Below are 20,925 nucleotides of genomic sequence, written 5' to 3'. Positions count from 1 at the left end.
AAAGTACTTCTGACTGACATCACATACCTTCCCTATGGAGGTGGTCAAACAGCCTATTTATCATGTGTAAAAGACGTTGCCACACGGGAGATACTCGCATATGAGCTTTCAACTAGTTTAAGTATGAAAATTGTTTACCGTACTCTAGCTAAATTAGAAGAATCATTAGGAGGAAACATTCATCCTGAAGCTATAATCCACTCGGATCAAGGGTTCCATTATACACACCCAGATTATCAAGAAATCGTGAAGGAAATGGGTCTAGTTCAATCTATGTCACGTCGTGGTAATTGTCTAGACAATGCCCCTATGGAGTCATTCTTTGGACATTTTAAGGATGATGTAGATAATAAGGACGCCCTGAGTTTGTTTGACCTTAAGGTCATGGTTGATGAATATATGGAACATTACAATACAACACGTAAACAATGGAACTTAAAAAAGATGACTCCGGAACAATACCGAAGTCATCTAATCGCAACATGAATTTTAAGGTGCCTTTTTATTAAACTGTCCGTTAATAAGGGCTCAGTTCATTAGGCGATTCAGGTCTTTTCTTATTAGCTTGAAATTATAAAAATTTACTATTATTAACTATGATTCTATTTATGAGAAAATCGCTCGTTGTTTATCTAACCACGTTTTCATTGTTTTGAACAATAAAATGATCACGGCAGATAGCAACAGACCTTTGATTAAATTAAATGGCAGAATACCTAATAAAATTGTATTGCGTAAAGCAGTACCTGTAATTTCAGGCATATTCAAGAAGTATGTGTACATTGGTAAAAATATTGCGTAATTTAAGACGCTCATTCCGATAGCCATTGCAAAAACTCCCGCAATTAACCCAAAAGTTAAGCCTTTAGTAGTCGATATTTTACGATAAATTGCATAAACAGGTAACATAAATAGAATGCTCGTAACAAAATTCGCTATTTCTCCTACCGGTACTCCAGTTGGACTTCCACTGAACATCCAGTACAAGACATTTTTAAAAAGAGCGACTAATATGCCAGCTATTGGACCCATTGTTATTGCAGCGATTAATGCCGGTACATCACTAAAGTCGACTTTCAAAAAGGCTGGTAATGCTGGTAATGGAAAATTAAATAGCATTAAAACAAATGAAATGCTACTTAACATCGCGACTGCAATCATAATTCGCAATTTGTTGTTCTTCATATGACTCTCTCCCTTTGTCGATTCACTCCACAAGAAGAAAAGTTTGTTCGTTCCAGTTCCATTAAAAAACCCCTTAAGCCGTTATCGCTTAGGGGAGTAAAAAGGCGCACCTAAATAGGCGTCTCGTTAAATGACAGAACGAAAAACGACCGCACCTTCACCTTCTCCCATCCAGACTATACTGTCGGCTTTGGAATTTCACCAAATCCTGCCTTTCGGCTCGCGGGCTCAAGAAAACGTTCTTCCATTACCGCCGATCGGGAATTTCACCCTGCCCCGAAGATGAATCATTATTAACTTACATTCTCTACTATAAGAAAAAAAGAATCATTTGTAAACTACTTGAGCCTACAAAATGATTCTTTTTATTGCCAACTAAATTTATTTAGTCCAATTGGTTGTTCAATTGGTTGGGTTAAATTAATATCGTTCCACTGTTCTTCAAGAACATTATCGAATTGAACCTGGACGTCGAAAGTAGCTCCAGTTAAGACAAAGCTTTCAATCATTTGAGATGATTGTTCTTGTGAAAATGAATTCAGCTCAAGTGGTTTAGTAAACCTGATGTGGACAATTCCTTTAATTTCTTCAACTGTATAAGTAACTGACCTTGGTATCGCCTTTGCAAAAAAATCATTTGGAGGCGTGTTTAAGGCATCCATTGCTTCAGACACATCGTCGTACGATTCATTTAGACTCGGCACCAAGTAGACTTGACCTGTTGGATCTGTGTATGGGTAAACAGCCGTTTTGTATAACCCATTAGATAGAACTGTAGGTATTTTTTCACCTACTTGATTAAATTCAGCTTGACTACCATCCTCATTCTGATGATTTACTTGAGTATAGCCTTCAAATGTGTATTGAAGTGCTTCATCATATACCTCTAGAGCGGTACTTGATAAGTCATAATCGTGTTCTTTAGGTAACTGATGATTTAGTTGATCTTGATCAATTTCAAAAGTCCCCTTAAAAGGGTGATAATCAATAAAGCCGAGTTCTTCTTCATCAATGTCATCCGCATATTGCTCATATAATTGCAACGTATTTGGAGACTGACCCCCAAAATCCTGTTGAATTTGATCGTTAGGTATTAAAAAAGTAACAGGTATTACAAGTGCATCTTGAGAAACTAGACCAATTTGAAAAGCTGTATGATTTTCTACATCACTTGAATTAACAGTTGTTAAATTTGATTCAGCTGGAGCTTTTGCAACAGACATCTCACTTTCAGGAGTTGCTTTTTCTGACGCACTATCAAAAATTGTTGCCTCTTCTTCCATGGAAGTTTTATTTTCATCATTTGTTACGGCATCCATATCAGTAGATTTAGCACTTTCTGAATTACTGTCAAATGCACTTTGCATAAAGTTATTTGGCTTGTTGATAAGTGTCGCACCTAAAAATGTTAATGTAATCAAGGCAGCTATAGCTACAGCTGCTGGTATCCATCGTTTCTGTTTCACTTTGGAACCTTCTGAAAGTCTTTGATCCTGCTGTAAACGTTTCAATACTTCGTCTTTAGAACGAGTGTCTTGAAGTTTGGGCACCTGGCTAAGTAACTGATCGATTTTTTGTTCACTCCATTTATTGTTGCTCATCGTGAACTTTCCTCCTATCCGAATGCCCAGATAAGCGATCCCGAAGTTTATTAATTGCTCGGTGTTGAGTGGTCTTGACTTTACCCTCCGTCCATCCCAGAACTTGTGCTGTCTCAGAGATTGATAATTCTTGGAAGTATCGCATAATAACAACCATTTTTTGATCGCCTGTACATTCTTCTAACGCGTTTAACAATTGTTTCATTTCATCATTCATTTCAGCTAATTCTTCAGGAAGAGCTTCTGTGGATCTTAATTCTTGTTTTTCCCAATCAAAAAAGTCAAATGAATGTCGTTTACGTACCGAAGATTTTCGGAAATGATCAATTGCTACATTTTTAGCAATTGAAAATAACCACGTTTTTTCAGAACTTTTGCCTTCGAAACGGCTGAAAGCTTTTAACACTCTTACATATACTTCGTGCATTAAATCTTCGGCTGTTTGTCTATTCTTCACCATGTACAACAAGAATTGAAAAACATCTTGATGATACTGGTCATAAAGCCTGTGAAAAACGGAGTCATTCATTTAACAACTCCTCCCGTTCTTTAAAGTAGTCGTTTTAGTCTTCAATAAAGTTACAAATTTTTAATGGGTAACGTAAAGGTAAATATGGTGCCAACGGTTTCTTCACTTTTAACTGTAATCGTACCATCATGAGCTTCTACCATATTTTTGGCAATTGCTAAACCTAAACCTGTTCCACCTTTACCTCTTGTTCTGGATTTATCAGCCTTATAAAAACGTTCAAATACAAAAGGTAAATCTTCAGTTGGGATTCCTGACCCTGTGTCTTCAACGCTAATTTTAACGAATGCATTGTGTTGTTCGACACGAACCGAAACATTTCCTTCATTTGATGTATGGCGAATTGCGTTATCAATTAAATTAGTCAACACTTGTTCAATTCGATCTTCATCGATATCAACAGTTAGCTCTGGAGTCACTGTTGTACTAAATTTTAATTCAACATTTGATTCTCTAGCTACTTGAGCAAATTTTTGTGTGATTCGTTCAATAACTTGAGCAATAGTTACACTTTCTCTGTATAGACGCATACGACCTGATTCCATTCGAGCTAAATCAAGTAAATCGGTTACTAAACGCCCCATACGTTTTGATTCTTCATAAATGATTTTAATCATTTCATCTCGTTCTTCATCTGTAGACACGACATCATCAATTATGGCTTCACTATAGCCTTGTAACATCGCAATAGGAGTTCTTAGTTCATGAGATACATTTGCGATAAAATCAGAACGTAATCGGTCTAACCGGTTTTGTTCTGTCATATCTCGAAGTACCGCAACTGCCCCGCGAATCGAATCTCCGCTATATAATGGGCTGAAGGTAATGGCGTAATAACTCCCTTCCATTTCTAACTCTTCATTTATTTCTTCTTCCAAATGAAGAACATGGTCGAGCATATGATCCATTTCAATGGGAATAGGTTGGCCTTTACTCGTCCCAATTCGGAAAAACCATTTTTGCAACAATTTTTCAGCCTGTGGGTTGCTGAGTAAAATTGTATGGTCTCGATTAAAGGTAATAACAGCGTCTGTCATTGATGTTAGTATGCTTGATAATTGCTCTTTTTCCTGATTAATTACTTCTAAATGATGTTTTAATTGTCGTCCCATTTGGTTAAATGCTGTAGCTAATTGACCAATCTCATCATTTTGAAGAGCAGGTAATTTTGTATCAAAGTTTCCTTTTGACAATTCAAAAGCAGCTTCTCGCATTTTCCGTAAAGGGGAAGTAATTCGAGTGGATAAGAAGAAAGCGAAAAACGTTGTTAACATAAATGCAATGAATGCTGATAAAAACACAATATTTGTCGTTTCTTTTGTTGTTTTATGAATGACATCTAAACTTTGGTAGATAAATACTGCGCCATGTAAATCATTTTCAATATTTAATGGAGATGCTAAGACAATAAAAGACTCCATTTGATTATCATTTTCAAGGGAAGGTAAAATCATTTCTTTAATAATAGGTTGAGAAGATTCAAAAACTTTTACTAGGCTTCTATCATTCATGATGCGCTCTTTTATTTTTTCTTCATTTTGGCCTTCATGTAATGTTAATGAAACTTCACGAGGTTCTTTTGCAATAAGCGCATTCGTCTCAGGTCCTAAAATATCAGAAATAATATACATTGCTGATTCCACCTGGTCATGTTCATTCACTATTCGCGCAATTGTATTCGCTTCTTTGCGTAACGAGGCCTCTGCTTGTTCAATATGATAATTCCCTAAAAACTCAAGCATTAAGATGGTAATGATAAACAATACAAACGAAACGAGAAGCAGTATGGTTACCCATAGCTTCCCGACGACGCTGTTCCATATTCTATTCATTGACAATCTCAAATTTATATCCTACGCCCCACACAGTCACAATCATTTTAGCTGCTTTTTCGGATACACGATTTAATTTTTCACGTAATCGTTTAACGTGAGTATCTACTGTCCGCAAATCACCAAAGAAATCATAGTGCCATACTTCTTTTAACAATTGTTCGCGATCAAACACTTTGTCTGGTGCTTTTGCTAAAAAGTAAAGAAGTTCATATTCTTTAGGTGTTAAATTCACTTCTGTCCCATCCGCAGTTACACGGTGGGCGTCGTGGTCTATTATTAAATGGGGGAATACAACTAAGTCCTTAGATACCGATGAAGTTGAAATCGGTGAAATGGTTACTGAACGTCGCAATACCGCTTTAACTCTTAATACAACTTCGCGAGGACTAAACGGTTTTACGATGTAATCATCGGCACCTAATTCAAATCCTTCAACACGATTTGCTTCTTCACCCTTAGCTGTTAACAACATAATAGGTGTTGCTTTATGTTCACGAAGCTCCGTAATAACTTCTAAGCCGTCTTTTTCAGGCATCATGACATCTAGTAAGATACAATGATAATCTTTTTCCAGTGCCATTTCTAAAGCTATTTCACCATTCTCAGCCTCATCTACTTCATATCCTTCGCGCTCTAAATACATTTTTAATAATCTACGAATACGATCTTCGTCATCTACTACTAATACAGATATATGTTCTGACATTATGGTTACCCCTTCCGTCTTACCAATTATTGTACAATTACATATCTTAAATTGAAAGAAAAGCCCTTCCCTCGGAAGGAAAAGGCTTGTGTATTATGCGTATGAATGTAAACCGGCAATAATTAAGTTAACTGCAATTAAGTTGAACATAATTATGATAAAGCCAATTACCGCTAACCATGCAGATTTTTCACCATGCCATCCTCGAGATAAACGAAGATGTAAGAACGCTGCATAGAATAACCACGTAATGAGAGCCCAAACTTCTTTTGGATCCCATCCCCAGAATCTTGACCACGCTTCATGTGCCCAAATCATGGCAAATATCAGTGCTCCGAGTGTAAATACTGGGAAACCGATTGAAACTGCACGATAGCCTATTTCATCCATCAATTGCGAATTTGCTTTTTGAGCAAAAGGTTTTAATAATGCTGAAATAGATTTTCGCGTAATTAATCGTAATAAAACATACAGTACAGTACCAAAAAGTAAAGACCACGTAACCGTTGTTAATTTTTTAGCATTAACAATAGACGGCATTTCAGCAAGAGGGGTCATAGTTCCTGGTGTCAAAGCTTCAAATTCGTTCATTCCGAAAATTGGTGGTGTATTGTAAATAATTTCTTTTTCTTTTTGTTCTTTGTCTACATAATTAAACTTTGCTTCGTAATCCATTACGCTAAATGTTGTAGTTGAAGCTACAAATCCTAAAACGAGAACAAGAGTAAACATTACTGCTTCTAACCAAAAACGTTGCTTTGTTTTTTTTGTAATATCTACATTTTTCAAGAGATAAATCAACCCTGCAACCGCACTTATTGCTAAAATCGCTTCACCTAAAGCAGCAGTAGTTACATGTACAGTTAACCAATAACTCTTAAGTGCTGGAATTAATGGATTGATATCACGAGGGAACATACTAGCAAAGCCGATAATGATAATGGCAATTGGCAATGCAAACAACCCAAGTAATGGTGTTTTGTAGATGAAATAAATTAAGATAAAGGCCCCAACAACCATCATGCCAAACGCCGTTGTAAATTCAAATAAATTACTTACGGGAGCATGTCCCGCCGCTATCCAGCGAGTAATAAAGTACGCTAAGTTCGCAATAAAACCAACGATCGTAACGATGATTCCGATGCGCCCCCATCTTCTTTCAGATGCGGAAGTTTTAGAACCAGATACTTTTACTGCTCCACCGAAAAACATGGTTGCGATTAAGTAACAAACAAATGCAACAAACAATAAATTGCTACTAATTGATACTAATGTCATGACGATTTCTCACCATCCTCTTTCAGCTCTTGACCTTCTGTATCGTGTTGATCAATGTAAGGTGGCAGCTGTGCCGCTTCCGTAACTTGATCTAACTCTTTTTTAACTCCAAACCAGTTTTTGTTGGTATGGGCAGCTACTACTAAATGACCTTCTGTTGATTCGTGAATCCAAATCCGACGGTGGTTAAAGTAAGAACCTTGGGCAACTCCAATCATAAAGAGTAAGCCACCTAATGCCAAAATCCACAATGTCTTATCTTTACGAATCGTTAATCCTGAAACATCACGAGTATCAACGTTTTGGAACTCAAGTTTAAATTCATTGTCTCCAAGTGGCTCTACAGTTTGTTTGATTGCTACAAAACTAGTTTCACCTTCGGGAGTTTCAGGGGTGAACATTTTCACTAAGAAAGCTGGATTGTTTGGAACTGGAGATTTTGTTTGAGGCTCTCCATTTTCAAATCCAGAAAAATCAGGATAATAGCCTAGTAATTCTACTTTTGACCCTTTTCCAACATCATATGACGTTTCAGGATTAACAAGGTCTATTGCTAAATCACCTAGTGTTTCTCCAGACGCTTTATTTGATAATTTAAAGTGCATCGTTTTTAGCTCATCTAGACGGAAATCCATTTGGAAAACAGAATAGCCTTCAAATTTCAATGGATGATTAACTTGAATAGACTCTTTTTTTACTTCTTTCAAATCATCCGTCTGACCTGGTAAAGCTTCTTCAGGCTTTTTATAAAGCACGACATCTGTTTGATAGTTGGATGCAATGGTTCCTACTCGATCGATTGCCTCACCAAACACTTCGTCTTCTGTAGCTTTGTCGTATGTTTCTAAAATGAATTCTTTGCTTTCCAAGTAGAAACCAGGTGCTTCTGGAATGGCACGTGTTTCTCCTTCTCGGATCCACATTGTTTCATCCACATAAAATCCAGGTAAAGCACGTAACATGACACCAAACAAGAAAATAATCAGTCCTACATGATTAACATAAGGGCCCCATCTTGCAAAACGTCCCTTTTCAGCTAATAATGCTCCATCTTCACGCGTTACTTTATAGCGAAGTTCTTTGAGTTTTTCTTCGCTTTTCGCTAGAGAATTTTCACCTAAGATATTTTCACCTTGAGCATAAAGACGTTGACGTTTCATGAAGCTTTCATGTCTTTTCGTACGTTGTTTTTTCAAGGACTTATACAATGGAATAAATCGATCTAAACTTGCAACAATTAGTGAAATGCCAAGCATACCAATCAAGGTTTGGAACCACCACGAACCATATAAATCGGATAAACCTAATTCATAGTAGATTTTTCCGAATGTACCATACACTCGCTCATAATAAGCTGCAATGTCTGCTTCTGTAGTAGCTGGAACATATAATACTTGAGGCAATATCGTTCCGATTGCAGCAGCTACTAATATCGCAACAATAATTGTTATTCCAATTTTCACGCTCGAGAAAAAATTCCAAATTTTATCAATAATTGATTTGTTATACGTTTGCGAACGACGAGCAGTACCTTCGTAACGCATGTCCGCTAATTTTTGATTCTTTGCTTCTTTCGTGAGGGGCCTACCACAGTTTCCACATAGCACTGTTCCTTCTGGATTTTCATGCCCACAAGCACAAATGATGTTGTTCATATGATTGACTCCTTATTCAGGACGTATTTGCTCCATAAAACCAGCAATGTCCTGTTCTGTCATTTCTCCGCGTACAATTTGCTCGATTTTACCTTCAGGATTGATTAACAATGTTGTTGGAAGCGGGTCAATGTTGTAGGCTTCCATTACACTTTTCGTTTTATCAATGACAATTGGGAAATCTAATCCATACTGACTCGCAAATTGTTGTACTTCGAAATCAGACTGTGCAATATTGACAGCCAAAATTTGAACGCCTTGTTCTTTAAACGTTTCATATTGGCGATCCATAGCAGGCATTTCTTTAGCACATGGTTTACACCATGTTCCCCAGAAATTCAAAAAGACACCTTGTCCTTTATAATCTGACAAGCGATGCTCTTCTCCATTTAAATCAACCAATGTGAAATCAGGTGCCTCATCACCAATGCCGAGTACTTCTACTTTTTCTTTGGTGGCATTGTTGTATATGGTGTAGACAATTGCAAATACAAGAACAGATAAAATAATAGTTCTCAAAATAAATCTTTTTTGTTTCGTCTGAGCCATTTTCCGACCTCCTAAATGACGAAATAATCCTTTTTTATTATAACAAAGAAAAGTGGTTGGTAAGTCCGCACTTTTGAAGGGTTTGTGAACGTTTGGATAAGGTGGATAAATAATCTACTAAACAGCAAAAGCCAACACTATGCGGGTTATACAGCCTCAGCCACTGGATATGGTGAATTCCCGGCTGTATACCCCTTCGTGTGGCTTGTTTCTCCGTTCCTCAAAGTTTATAAGGAAACGAACTACTGCTTAAGACTGTAGCCATTAAAAGGCTCTATTTATTTTCCTATTTGAACAGGTATATATTAATTATGAACCGATTTTTCCTGTTTCAGCCATTACACGCAATAATTTCACTTCATGGGAGCTTAATTCACGAGAATCACCAGCGTTTAATCCGTTAAGTGTTAAGAATGCAAAGCGTTCACGTTTCAACTTTTGAACTGGGAAACCAATCGCATCAAACATGCGTCGAACTTGACGGTTTTTACCTTCATGAATCGTGATTTCAATAATTGCTTTGCCTTGTTTTGCATCTGCAGATAATAATTTCACTCGAGCAGGAGCTGTTTTGCCATCTTCTAAATCCACACCACGCTCAAGTATACGAAGTTGTTCTTTACCCGGGATACCTTTTACGCGTGCCACATAAGTCTTATCAATCTTGAATTTAGGATGAGTTAATGTATATGATAAATCTCCATCATTGGTCATGATTAAAAGACCAGATGTGTCATAATCTAAACGTCCAACTGGAAATAATCGTTCTTGTATGTGAGGAAATAAATCAGCAACTGTTTCGCGACCTTTATCATCTGTAACAGCTGAAATAACACCTCTTGGTTTATATAACAAATGATAAACTTTTTGTTCTTTTTCAAGTTTCACACCGTCAACTTCAACTGTATCAGTTGACGACACTTTCGTACCAAGTTCTGTTACTACTTTTCCATTTACTTTTACTTTTCCTTCTAAAATTAGCTGCTCGGATTTTCTTCGTGATGCCACCCCAGCATGTGCTAACATTTTTTGTAATCTTTCCATACTTTCACCTCTTCGTTTAGTCCTATACTCTGTTGAAAATTATGTCACACTTTCGCTCAAAACAAAAGAAGACCGCTTATTTAATAAGCAGTCTTCATCATTCACTCCGCTCAATATGTACTTTTTGTGAAAGTATAGTTTTACCGTTTATTTGTACTTCCCATCTCGCAACTTTTTGTAATGATTTTTTTCGGTTTAAAATCAGAAGATGAGAAACTTGATCTTTTTTATTTATTAAGACATATACAGGCTTTTCGGTTTTAATAACCAAACCACCTGGTAGGTCATACAAACCTTTTTCAATGACTTGAACTCTATCATATTGCGTAAAGACATTCTGCGCAAGTTGCTGATGCATCTGCCAATCGTTTGATTGATTTAATGTGACCACAATGACTTCTTTTTCACCGTCTTTGAAATAGGTAGCTAGTGTTCTTCCAGCAGCTTTTGTGAATCCTGTTTTACCTGCAATTGCTTTAGTTTCAGAGCGCACGAGCTTGTGTTTATTTTCCCAAGACTTGCCGTTTCCTTTGTAATGGGAAGCGGTTAGAATCGGTTTTAACTCCTTGATATCCATCGCAATTTTTAACATAAGCGCTGTGTCATAGGCTGTGGAAAGATGTTCTTCATGGTGTAGCCCGGATGGATTTTGAAAACTGGTATCGTTTAATCCCATTAGTTTTGCTTTCTCATTCATCAATTTCACAAAACCTTCAACAGATCCACCAGCATGCTCCGCAAGAGCGACTGCTGCATCATTACCCGATCTCAGCATTAAGCCATATAAAAGAACGTCTACTTGTATATCTTCTCCATTTTTCAAGTAAATGGATGATCCTTCTTGGGTTGAAGCATTTGGTGTGATTTTGGCATGTTCTTTTAAATCCACTTCTTGTGCCACGACAACTGCAGTCCACATTTTTGTAAGACTTGCTATCGGTAATTGAATATGTTCTCCACTTCCCTCCAATAAACGCCCTGTCTTTGCATCAATAACCGCATAAGAGGATCCTTGGGCTTGTGTTAAATGAGGGTAAATCATACCTACTAAAAGCAATACCAACAGTAACGCGATTTTTTTTCTCAAGCACTAGCACCTTTCGTATGTTATTCTTTTTGTTCTCCAAAGGCTTCTTGAAACTTCGTCATAAATAAATCAGTTTGCTCTTCTTCTTCAGAGTCTTGTACTTCCGGTAAAGAAGGCAATTCCTTGGTATCATTCAGACCAAAAACATTCAAAAACTCTTTCGTAGTGCCATAAAGAATAGCACGACCAGTTCCTTCCGCACGACCCACTTCTTGAATTAAGCCCTTCAAACCTAACGTATGTAAAGGTCTCTCACTTTTCACCCCACGAATCTCTTCAACTTCGATTCGTGTAATCGGTTGTTTATATGCAACAATCGCCAATACTTCTAAAGATGCTTGAGAAAGTGGTTGGTTTGTGGGGTTCTCAACTAAGCGTTGAATTGTACTTGCATTTTTCTTTTTTGAAATTAGTTGATATGTACCAGCTAGTTCTTTTAATTCAATACCGCGAATCTTAGATTTTATATAATCTGCTTGAAGACTCAATAATGCCTCTTTCACTTCACTAGCCGAAGCATCTGTTAAACTCTCAATTTGTTTACTTGATAGCCCTTCGTCACCTGTGACAAAGAGTAAACTTTCGATTTTACTCATCAATAGGCTCAAATAACTCTTCCTCCCATCGACCATTTAATAGTTTGACTGTTAAATCATCAAAATTATGTTGTTGTTCGACAAATACCATTTGTCTTTTCATTAGCTCAAGTAAAGATAGGAAAGTAACAACTAAAGTTGGTTTATCTTCTGAAGGAAACAGCTCGGAAAATGAACAACTACCCCCTCTTGATTTAAGAGTATGATAGACACTTTTCATTTGGTCTTTTACAGATAGTTCTTGCCGAGCAATTCTAGTGGCTAACGGGGCTTTTAGTTGTTTTCTTCGCATCATTTTTTGAAATGCACCTAACATATCATAGACATTTAATTGTTCATCAAATGCCGACAGCTGTTTAGTTGTTTGATAGTCTGTTAAATCGCTTGGCGCCCTTGTGAATACTTGTGCACGTTGTTCCTCAAGTTGTTGTAACACTTCAGCCGCTTCTTTAAACTTTCGATACTCAATAAGTCGATTGACTAATTCGTCACGAGGGTCATTCATATCAACTGACAAATCGTCTTCATCAAACTCGCCTTCGTGAATAGGGAGAAGCATTTTACTTTTAATAGCAAGTAAGGATGCTGCCATTACTAAATATTCACTTGCTTCATTTAGCTCTAGAACTTGCATTGCACGAATATGTTCCATGTACTGTAAGGTCAAGTCAGCCATCGGAATATCATATATATCAATTTCCAAACGATGAATTAAGTGTAATAATAAATCGAGAGGACCTTCAAAAGCGTCCAATTTTACTTCATAAGACATGTTAGATCACCCGATCAAATAGATTCAAATTTTAGTATAGAGGAAGTGAGAGAAGAATGCATCCGTTGTTTCACCCACTTTTCACACAGTTTGTGACATATTTTAATGAGCACGAAGATTATTTTGAATGTCATGAAGTGTTAGAAGAATATTGGAAAGAAATTGCACCGAAAGATAAAACACATCCACTTACTGCATTGATATTGCTTGCAACTGGAATGTATCACTGGCGGAGAGACAATCTCAGCGGTGCCGAAAGATCTCTTTCTAAATCAATCGACAGGATTCAAGTGAATGAAGAAAGTGCTTTTTTTGAAGGAATTCACATTCACCATGTAGTGAAAAATATTCAACATGCTCTTGAATGCGTTCATCAAAAAAAATCATTTGAACCGTTTCAAATTCAGATTGTTTCTCAAGATCTAAAGGATGCCATCGACACACAACCACCAATAATACCTCTAACAGGAGATCATCTTATACACAAGCATATGCTTCGAGATCGCTCAGAAATACTTAAAGCACGTGAAGAAAAAAGAAGGAACAGACATTAAGCGTCTGTTCCTTCTTTCTCTGTTAAGCACTTATCTATAAATGGTTTTGTTGATTCTGCTGCATAGATTTCGGCACACGGAAGAAATTGTTGTACTTTAGAGACCATTTCTTTTCCAATACCTTCACCTCTATAAGAGGGAGTAACGGAAATATGTTGAACCAAACACACGTCATCTGAAGTTTCGATACCAATTAAACCAACGAAATCCTCATCTTTTTTCCACATAAACAAATGCCAGTTAGGATTGTTTTCATAGGTTTGAATCGTTTCTTGTAATTTTTTTAAGTTTTTTTCTTGTGGCATAAACGACAGTAATCCCATCGCTATTTTCTCACAATTTTTTTTAAATCGAACTAACATAATAAATCCCTCATTTTTGTTTCCGCTTCAGCACCAATGACTATCCTACCTCATATGTTAAAAAACTTCAACTAAAAACCCATATTTTAACATCTCATAGGTTTGGCGCGAAAAATTTCCAATATAAGAATCCCCAGAAAACACCCATTACTAGTATGAATATAAATAGCTTACCGTTGGCTCTCTTCAATTATTTTCACCTAACTCTTCTTCTAGAGAACAGTCTAATCGAACCAAATCTTCATAAGTTTCTCGTTTGATAATGATACGATGGTTTCCATCTTCAGCGAATACAACAGCAGGTCTTGGAAGTCGATTATAATTACTCGCCATCGAATATCCATATGCCCCTGTACAAAATACGGCTAACGTATCCCCCGCTTCAACTTCCGGTAGAAAAATGTTTTCAATCAATTTATCACCTGATTCACAACATTTCCCTGCTACCGTATATGAAGTACTGGAGTGGGATGTCATTTTGTTAGCGACTGCGGCATCATATCTTGCTTGATATAAGGCTGGACGGATATTATCCGACATACCGCCATCAACAGCTAAATAATTACGAACACCTGGAACTTCTTTTTGAGAACCAATTGTATACAAGGTTGTCCCCGCATCCCCTACTAGAGAACGTCCTGGTTCAATCCAAATTTCAGGCATTGGATAATCGAGTTGACCAATTTCAGATTGAATCGACTTCATCATATCTTCTACATAGACTGCCGGATCAAGAGGTTTGTCTTCTTCAGTGTAGCGAATACCAAAACCACCGCCTAAATTTAACACGGGGCAAATAAAGTCGAACTGTGTTTTCCAAGCTATCATTTTAGCAATTAATTTTTTGGCTGCTAATGAAAAAGCTACGGTATCAAATATTTGCGAACCGATATGACAATGCATTCCTAACAAATGAATAAAGGAGTCATCTTTTACTAATTGGAACGCTTGATCCGCTTGACCATTATTTAAGTCAAAGCCAAATTTAGAATCGGCTTGTCCTGTCGTAATATAATCATGCGTATGAGCTTCAATTCCAGGAGTAACACGTAATAATATATTAATATTCATTTTTTTATACTTTGTCAATCTTTTTAATTGTTCAATTTCGTAAAAATTATCGACAACAATACAACCAATCCCTGAATCTAGTGCGAATATTAATTCATCATCACTTTTATTGTTGCCATGAAAGTGAATGCGTTCAACAGGAAAACCTGCTCGGATAGCTGTATGTAATTCTCCTCCAGACACGACATCTAAAGATAAACCTTCTTTTGCAGCAAGTTGATACATAGCAATACTTGAGAAAGCTTTACTTGCATACGCTACTTGAGCTTTCACACCTGCACGTTCAAATGTTTGTATGAAAGCTTGTGCACGCTCTTTTATTAGAGCAGTATCGTAGACAAATAAAGGCGTCCCATAGGTTTTGGCTAAAGTCATTGCAGACGTTCCACCAATCGTTAATTGACCATCTTCGTCAATAGATTGTGTTCCATATAAATGCATCGTCATCTCTCCTAGTGGTTTTCAATATATGAACTTTACCATAGGAAAAGACTACGATGCAATGGAAGGATTACGAACGGTTACGTTGAGGTGAATTAACAATGAACGGTCTAACTGCTCCATTAGACGATGGAAAGCGGATAAGTATTCGAGCCAATGCTTTTGGGAAAAACGGTACAAGTGGCCATAAATATGGCACGCCCATAGGCTTGATTGACACAAGGTACATAAATGTCAGTAACAATCCGATGAAAAATCCATTGCTCCCAAAAGACAAGGTGGCAACCAAAAGCATATTACGGAAAATTTTAGCCGCAACACTTAATTCATAAGAAGGCAAGGCGAATGTGAAAATCGCAGAAACAGCTGTATACAACACGACTTCTGGTATCCACAAACCAACATCAATTGCAATTTGACCAATAACAATTGCTGCGACGAGTCCCATAGCAGTAGAAAGAGGTGTGGGGGTATGAATGGCAGCAAGCCTCAAGAATTCAAGACCTAAATCAGCAATCATGATTTGAGCGAAAAGCGGAACATTCCCCATTTCTTTTGGACCTATATAGGACATAAACTGCGGTGTATGTCCTGTTTCTTTGACAAGTAAATACCAAAAAGGCAAGAGTATTAAACTTAAGAGAAATCCAGAAAAACGCATAAAACGAACCAACGTTCCAATCAGTGGTGCTTGACGATATTCTTCGGCGTGTTGTAAATGATGAAAGATTGTTGTTGGAATTAAGATAACGGAAGGAGATGTATCCACTATAATAGCAATGTGTCCTTCTAACAAATGAGCTGCACATGTATCTGCTCGTTCGGTATAACGTACAAACGGAACCGGATGGAAATTTTGTTTGAATAACCACTCTTCAAGCGACTTATCAGTCATCGTTAATCCATCATGATGGATTTTTTTCATTCGTTCGCGAATATATTCGATATGTTCTTCATTCGCCAGTCCTTTGATATAAGCGACGACCGTATCTGTTTTTCCACGTGTTGACAGTTGAGTTAATTCAAAGCGAAGTGAAACATCGCGTATTCTTCTGCGAACTAATGCTGTGTTTTGAAGGATATTTTCAGTAAATCCATCACGAGATCCACGAATTACCTTTTCATTGTCAGGCTCTTCGGGTTGTCTACCTGGATAGGACCGTACATCAATGGTGAAAACAAATCCACCATTAGTAACAATGCCTAGCTGACCGCTTAAAATTGCAGACAGCCAGGCATCTTTTGAATCAAAAACGGTAACCGAGTGATAGGGAAAATAACTATTCATTGCTTCAATTTCATCAATCTCGTTTTTCCGTTTCATATTGGATTGCGTGCTTTGAGTTAAAGTTAAGATTTGAGTAAGTGTTGTAGAATCAATCAAGCCGTTCATATAGACAAATAAAGTTGGAATCGACCAGATATGTGCGTTCTTGACGCCTACATCAAAACTTTCTCCTTTTCCAAATTTCGAATAAACAAAGGATTCAGCATCTAGTATATTGGTGAAAAGTGACTTATTTATTGCGATCCATCCTTTAATGTTGCTTGCTTAGGCAACATCCAACTTTTCAGTTGCTTCAGTATTTTTTTCTCTAATCTTGATACTTGTACTTGAGAAATGCCCAGTCTTTCCGCTATATCACTTTGCGTACAATCTAGGTAATAGCGTAGATAAATAATCGTTTGTTCTCTTTTTCCAAGTTTTGATAATATGTCACGTAGTGGAATGTGGTCAAATGACCTCTCAGATCGCTCGTCTCGCAGCTGATCCATTAATGTCAATGCATCCCCTTCGCTCTCAAAGAGTTGCTCATGGAGTGAAGCTGGATCTCGTAAGGCATCAGATGCTAATACAAGCTCGTCCATTGTGACATCTAACGTCTTTGCGAGATCCGTTAACGATGGTTGTCGTTCATGAACGCGGATAAATTCATCGGTGGCATGACGAATTTTGAAACTTAACTCTCTAATTGAGCGACTCACTTTTACCATTCCATCGTCTCTCAAGAACCGTTGAATTTCTCCGATAATCATAGGTACTGCATAAGTTGAGAACTTTACTTCATAAGACAAATCAAATTTGTCTACAGATTTCATTAATCCGATACAACCGATTTGAAATAAGTCTTCTAAATCCGCTCCCCGCGAAGCGAATCGTTGAACAATCGACCAGACTAAACGCGTGTTCCCTTCCACCATCGTTTGTCGGGCTATTTTGTCTCCTTCTTGAGACAAAAAGATTAGTTCGCGCATTTTTTCTTGTGTCAACAACACGGGCTGTTGTCCAATAGGCGTCGTCATCGTTCACCTAGAACGAAGTTGGATTGAATGGGTAAAAACTCTTTCGTAAAGGTAATCGCAGTTCCTTTCTGAGGCTCTGACCATACCGATAAATGATCTGAAAAACTTTCCATGATGGTAAAGCCCATTCCAGAACGTTCTCTTTCTGGTTTTGACGTATAAAGAGGTTCCATCGCTTGTTCAACGTTTGGTATGCCTCTTCCTTCATCGGTAATGGTCATCGTTATCGATTGTCCATTCCGCTTTGCTCGAATCGTAATAATACCTTCGCCATCCTCTTCATAACCATGAATGATGGCATTCGTCACTGCTTCAGAAACGATTGTTTTGAATTCTGCTAACTCATCAATGGTTGGGTCAAGAGATGCAATAAAACTCGTCATCACCATACGTGCTAAGCCTTCATTTTCACTTATGGCAATAAACGATAGCGTCATTTCATTGTCCATTTAAAATACCCCCTAACTCTGCGATTGTTTCTTCTTCTGTTGTTGGCCATACATATGAACCTAGTCCTGAATATTGGAATATTTTTTTCATCGTTTCAGAAGGATGTAAAATGACTGTTTGGCCATTTGTAGGAACAAAATCTCTCATTCTTCCTAGGATAAGTCCAATACCTGCACTGTCCATAAACTGTAAGTCTTTTAAGTTCCAAATGATGGCCCGAAGAGTTCCTCTGTATAGAGATTCTGAAATTTCGTCACGGATTAGTTGTGTTGCATGGTGGTCAAGTTCGCCTTTTAAACGAATAATTGCTATACCGTCTTCGACAAATAGTAGTTGATGCTTCATAAAGTAACTCCTCCTTTCCGTGACTATTCGAGGCGAGTTAGCATTATTCCTTGTCGTTGACAAATAAAGGGTAAACATCTTATTTATCGACATAATACGCATCATTCTATTCATTAGTAGTATGGAAAATCTTTCATCTCTTTAAACATTAAATATAAAAAGGTTTTACTTTTTTTCAGGAGATTGTGCTATACACTTCCCTTCACTATTTTGTGACTTCCTGCCTTTAGTCCCTGATTTATTGATGCAAAGGGTTTCAGATCGCTTTCAACCTGGATGCACACAGTTATGATTGTTTGGTTTACTAAAGACTCGATGCTAACTGTAAAGAGATTTTCGCCGGAAGATGAAATTTCGGTCTCTTCCTTCATACTTTATTATTTCCGACCGCTCTTTAAAGAAATATAAACCAGTATTAAAAGATTCCACTCTGATGCAAAGAAGTTTTCAGACCTCTTCGGATGAATTAGAAATCAAGTTGAACAAAACCTGGTGTTATTCTCTCGTGCGGATAGGTTTCCAGGTCGCTTCGGGACGCTCTACCAGCTGCACCTTGGTTTAGAGAACAAAGAGTGGGGCTTGTGACTGTGTCACTTCGCCCCCTCTTTCTCTAGATCATCTTGCGGCGGGTGTGCATCCTCCGCTCCCTTACAACCTAGACGTCCACAAATTTAATCGTTTGGTTTACTAAAGACTTGATGCTCTTTTTAAGTAGATATTCGGCCGAAGATGATATTTCTACCTCTTTCTGCATCTTTTATTTTCAAGATTTGAGTTTGCGCTCACTTTAGAAGAAAACACAATGCTCTCATCTACACTATCCACTCTCGTGGGCTAGTGAATGAAAGCCAGTCGCCGAAATGGCATCTGCGGCGACTGGGTTCATTGAAGATAGTGACGATTCTCTAGTAAACCAAAATCATATAGCACCTTGCCCAAAGGTTGTAGGGGAGCGACGAAAGCATCCAAGCCGCAGGATTACCTGTAGTAGTAAGGGGGATGTGACAAAGTCACATCACCCTCTTACTTATTCATTAGGCAAAGGTGCAGCCTGGTAGCTTTCCAAAGCTCACCGGAAGCCTGAGTGTCGGAAGTAACACTTTAGGTTCAAACAATAGCGCAGCGAAAACAAAACCATTAAAAAAACCTTATATAGGAGCCATACCGCTAAGTTGCATGGCAAAGCTTGAATTCTTCGCACAAAAAAAGCGATCTCCGGAGAGACCGCTTCGATTGTTTAATTTATTCAGTAATGATTTCTTCGATTAAATTTGGTGCTTTAGTTGGTTCTTTAGAGAATTCAATATATTTGTAAAGAATGGCTAATACGTTATCAACATTCTCAGTATTTGCATGGATTGTTGCAAGTGACTCTCCATCTTTAACTGCGTCGCCCACTTTTTTATGGAGGACAATTCCGACTGCTAAATCAATTTCCGATTCTTTTGTTGCACGGCCTGCACCTAACAACATCGCAGCAGTACCTACTTCATCAGCTTCAATGAACGATACATATCCACTTTCTTTAGCTGGAACTTCAAACGTGAATTTAGCTTGTGGTAATAATTCCGGTGAATCTACAATTGCTGGATTTCCACCTTGGCCTTCAATGAAACCTTTTAAAATTTCAATCGCCGAACCATCTTCAATTACTTTAAGAAGCATTGCACGAGCTTCATCTAGATCCTTCGCTTTACCGCCAACAACGACCATTTGGCTTCCTAAAACTAAACAAAGCTCTGTTAAGTCAGCTGGACCTTTACCACGAAGTGTATCAATCGCTTCTTTGACTTCTAACGAGTTTCCAATCGCAAACCCTAAAGGTTGGCTCATATCAGAAATAATAGCCATTGTTTGGCGTCCTACGTTGTTGCCGATTTGAACCATTGCTCGCGCAAGTGAACGTGCGTCTTCAACTGTTTTCATGAATGCGCCTTCGCCCGTTTTTACATCTAATACAATGGCATCTGCACCTGCAGCGATTTTTTTACTCATAATTGAACTTGCGATTAACGGAATGCTATTGACCGTTCCCGTAACATCACGAAGTGCATAAAGTTTTTTATCAGCAGGCGTTAAATTTCCACTTTGACCAATTACCGCTAACTTTAATTCATTTACTTGTTTTGTGAATTGTTCAGTCGTTAATTCCACGTGGAAACCTTCGATTGCTTCTAATTTATCAATTGTACCACCAGTATGTCCTAGACCGCGTCCACTCATTTTCGCAACAGGAACGCCGCAAGCTGCAACTAAAGGTCCAAGAACAAGTGTTGTTGTATCGCCAACACCACCAGTTGAATGTTTATCTACCTTGATTCCTTCGATACCGGATAAATCAATCTGATCGCCTGATTCAACCATTGCTAACGTTAAATCAGCACGTTCACGGTCTGTCATGTCTTGGAAATAGATAGCCATTAATAAAGCACTTACTTGATAATCAGGAATATTTCCGTTTGTGTATTGTTCGATGAAGAAATTGATTTCTTCCGATGTTAGTTCTTCTCCATCACGCTTTTTTTCTATTAAATCGACCATTCTCATGAATGTTCACCTAT

General features: G+C 37.7%; 22 protein-coding genes and 1 riboswitch. Of the genes, 3 read left to right on the top strand and 19 right to left on the bottom strand.

Annotated elements, in window-relative coordinates; genetic code table 11:
- Nucleotides 1–486: IS3 family transposase (locus C8K15_RS17185; RefSeq protein ID WP_108587655.1), on the top strand; the 486-nt coding region annotated here is incomplete at its 5' end.
- 120 nt (nt 487–606) lie between these two features.
- On the opposite strand, the gene C8K15_RS17180 is transcribed toward C8K15_RS17185, so the two are convergent.
- The 12 genes from C8K15_RS17180 to C8K15_RS17125 all read right to left on the bottom strand — a co-directional run bounded on the left by C8K15_RS17180 (nt 607) and on the right by C8K15_RS17125 (nt 12,837).
- Complete coding sequence (locus C8K15_RS17180) at nt 607–1,185, bottom strand: ECF transporter S component (RefSeq protein ID WP_108587653.1); 579 nt, start codon at nt 1,183–1,185, stop codon at nt 607–609.
- Nucleotides 1,186–1,340: 155 nt separating this feature from the next.
- A riboswitch (FMN riboswitch) is annotated at nt 1,341–1,473 on the bottom strand.
- Nucleotides 1,474–1,550: 77 nt separating this feature from the next.
- Nucleotides 1,551–2,786 (bottom strand): hypothetical protein, encoded by a 1,236-nt coding sequence (locus C8K15_RS17175; RefSeq protein ID WP_108587651.1) that lies wholly within the window; start codon nt 2,784–2,786, stop codon nt 1,551–1,553.
- Nucleotides 2,773–3,315, bottom strand: coding sequence for an RNA polymerase sigma factor SigX (gene sigX, locus C8K15_RS17170; protein WP_108587650.1), 543 nt, complete (start codon nt 3,313–3,315; stop codon nt 2,773–2,775). Before sigX ends, C8K15_RS17175 begins: the two co-directional genes overlap by 14 nt.
- A gap of 50 nt (nt 3,316–3,365) precedes the next feature.
- Nucleotides 3,366–5,147 carry an ATP-binding protein gene (locus C8K15_RS17165; protein ID WP_108587648.1) on the bottom strand — a complete coding sequence of 594 codons (1,782 nt, stop codon included), beginning with the start codon at nt 5,145–5,147 and terminating at the stop codon, nt 3,366–3,368.
- Entirely contained in the window at nt 5,140–5,856 is a 717-nt protein-coding gene (locus tag C8K15_RS17160) for a response regulator transcription factor (RefSeq protein ID WP_108587646.1), read from the bottom strand. The genes C8K15_RS17165 and C8K15_RS17160 overlap by 8 nt, the downstream gene beginning before the upstream one ends.
- A 93-nt stretch (nt 5,857–5,949) precedes the next feature.
- Nucleotides 5,950–7,134, bottom strand: coding sequence for a c-type cytochrome biogenesis protein CcsB (ccsB, locus tag C8K15_RS17155; protein WP_108587643.1), 1,185 nt, complete (start codon nt 7,132–7,134; stop codon nt 5,950–5,952).
- Complete coding sequence (gene resB, locus C8K15_RS17150; protein WP_108587642.1) at nt 7,131–8,789, bottom strand: cytochrome c biogenesis protein ResB; 1,659 nt, start codon at nt 8,787–8,789, stop codon at nt 7,131–7,133. The genes ccsB and resB overlap by 4 nt, the downstream gene beginning before the upstream one ends.
- Nucleotides 8,790–8,801: 12 nt before the next feature.
- A complete protein-coding gene (gene resA, locus C8K15_RS17145) occupies nt 8,802–9,338 on the bottom strand; it encodes a thiol-disulfide oxidoreductase ResA (protein WP_108587640.1) in 537 nt (178 codons plus the stop codon).
- A 309-nt stretch (nt 9,339–9,647) separates the two neighbouring features.
- Entirely contained in the window at nt 9,648–10,382 is a 735-nt protein-coding gene (locus C8K15_RS17140) for a pseudouridine synthase (protein WP_108587638.1), read from the bottom strand.
- A gap of 97 nt (nt 10,383–10,479) precedes the next feature.
- On the bottom strand, nt 10,480–11,469 hold the full coding sequence (locus C8K15_RS17135; protein ID WP_108587637.1) for a D-alanyl-D-alanine carboxypeptidase family protein: 990 nt from the start codon (nt 11,467–11,469) through the stop codon (nt 10,480–10,482).
- Nucleotides 11,470–11,489: 20 nt separating this feature from the next.
- Nucleotides 11,490–12,065: an SMC-Scp complex subunit ScpB gene (gene scpB, locus C8K15_RS17130; RefSeq protein ID WP_146173672.1), complete on the bottom strand. Its 576-nt coding sequence runs from the start codon at nt 12,063–12,065 to the stop codon at nt 11,490–11,492.
- Nucleotides 12,058–12,837, bottom strand: a complete 780-nt coding sequence (locus C8K15_RS17125; RefSeq protein WP_108587634.1) for a segregation/condensation protein A — start codon at nt 12,835–12,837, stop codon at nt 12,058–12,060. Before C8K15_RS17125 ends, scpB begins: the two co-directional genes overlap by 8 nt.
- Nucleotides 12,838–12,929: 92 nt before the next feature.
- On the opposite strand from C8K15_RS17125, the gene C8K15_RS17120 reads away from it, so the two are divergent.
- On the top strand, nt 12,930–13,391 hold the full coding sequence (locus C8K15_RS17120; protein ID WP_233260546.1) for a DUF309 domain-containing protein: 462 nt from the start codon (nt 12,930–12,932) through the stop codon (nt 13,389–13,391).
- On the opposite strand, the gene C8K15_RS17115 is transcribed toward C8K15_RS17120, so the two are convergent.
- The 6 genes from C8K15_RS17115 to C8K15_RS17090 all read right to left on the bottom strand — a co-directional run bounded on the left by C8K15_RS17115 (nt 13,388) and on the right by C8K15_RS17090 (nt 18,364).
- Nucleotides 13,388–13,753 (bottom strand): GNAT family N-acetyltransferase, encoded by a 366-nt coding sequence (locus C8K15_RS17115; protein WP_108587630.1) that lies wholly within the window; start codon nt 13,751–13,753, stop codon nt 13,388–13,390. The genes C8K15_RS17120 and C8K15_RS17115 overlap by 4 nt on opposite strands.
- 186 nt (nt 13,754–13,939) lie before the next feature.
- On the bottom strand, nt 13,940–15,265 hold the full coding sequence (gene lysA / locus C8K15_RS17110) for a diaminopimelate decarboxylase (RefSeq protein WP_108587629.1): 1,326 nt from the start codon (nt 15,263–15,265) through the stop codon (nt 13,940–13,942).
- A gap of 70 nt (nt 15,266–15,335) precedes the next feature.
- The gene (locus C8K15_RS17105; RefSeq protein WP_108587628.1) at nt 15,336–16,790 is read right to left on the bottom strand and encodes a spore germination protein; all 1,455 of its coding nucleotides are present in this window, start codon (nt 16,788–16,790) and stop codon (nt 15,336–15,338) included.
- Nucleotides 16,787–17,569 carry a SigF/SigG family RNA polymerase sporulation sigma factor gene (locus tag C8K15_RS17100; protein ID WP_108587626.1) on the bottom strand — a complete coding sequence of 261 codons (783 nt, stop codon included), beginning with the start codon at nt 17,567–17,569 and terminating at the stop codon, nt 16,787–16,789. Before C8K15_RS17100 ends, C8K15_RS17105 begins: the two co-directional genes overlap by 4 nt.
- Nucleotides 17,566–18,018 carry an anti-sigma F factor gene (gene spoIIAB / locus C8K15_RS17095; RefSeq protein ID WP_108587624.1) on the bottom strand — a complete coding sequence of 151 codons (453 nt, stop codon included), beginning with the start codon at nt 18,016–18,018 and terminating at the stop codon, nt 17,566–17,568. The genes C8K15_RS17100 and spoIIAB overlap by 4 nt, the downstream gene beginning before the upstream one ends.
- Entirely contained in the window at nt 18,008–18,364 is a 357-nt protein-coding gene (locus C8K15_RS17090) for an STAS domain-containing protein (RefSeq protein ID WP_108587622.1), read from the bottom strand. Before C8K15_RS17090 ends, spoIIAB begins: the two co-directional genes overlap by 11 nt.
- 860 nt (nt 18,365–19,224) lie before the next feature.
- On the opposite strand from C8K15_RS17090, the gene C8K15_RS20425 reads away from it, so the two are divergent.
- Complete coding sequence (locus C8K15_RS20425) at nt 19,225–19,422, top strand: hypothetical protein (RefSeq protein WP_158268346.1); 198 nt, start codon at nt 19,225–19,227, stop codon at nt 19,420–19,422.
- Nucleotides 19,423–19,606: 184 nt separating this feature from the next.
- Here C8K15_RS20425 and C8K15_RS17080 read toward each other — a convergent pair whose 3' ends face one another.
- Nucleotides 19,607–20,911 carry a pyrimidine-nucleoside phosphorylase gene (locus C8K15_RS17080; RefSeq protein ID WP_108587618.1) on the bottom strand — a complete coding sequence of 435 codons (1,305 nt, stop codon included), beginning with the start codon at nt 20,909–20,911 and terminating at the stop codon, nt 19,607–19,609.
- Nucleotides 20,912–20,925 lie beyond the last annotated feature (14 nt).

The sequence above is a fragment of the Paenisporosarcina sp. OV554 genome (genome assembly GCF_003058165.1).
Taxonomy (GTDB): Bacteria; Bacillota; Bacilli; order Bacillales_A; family Planococcaceae; genus Paenisporosarcina.
Note: the sequence above shows the minus strand (reverse complement) of the source record. Positions and strands in the feature narration are given on the sequence as shown.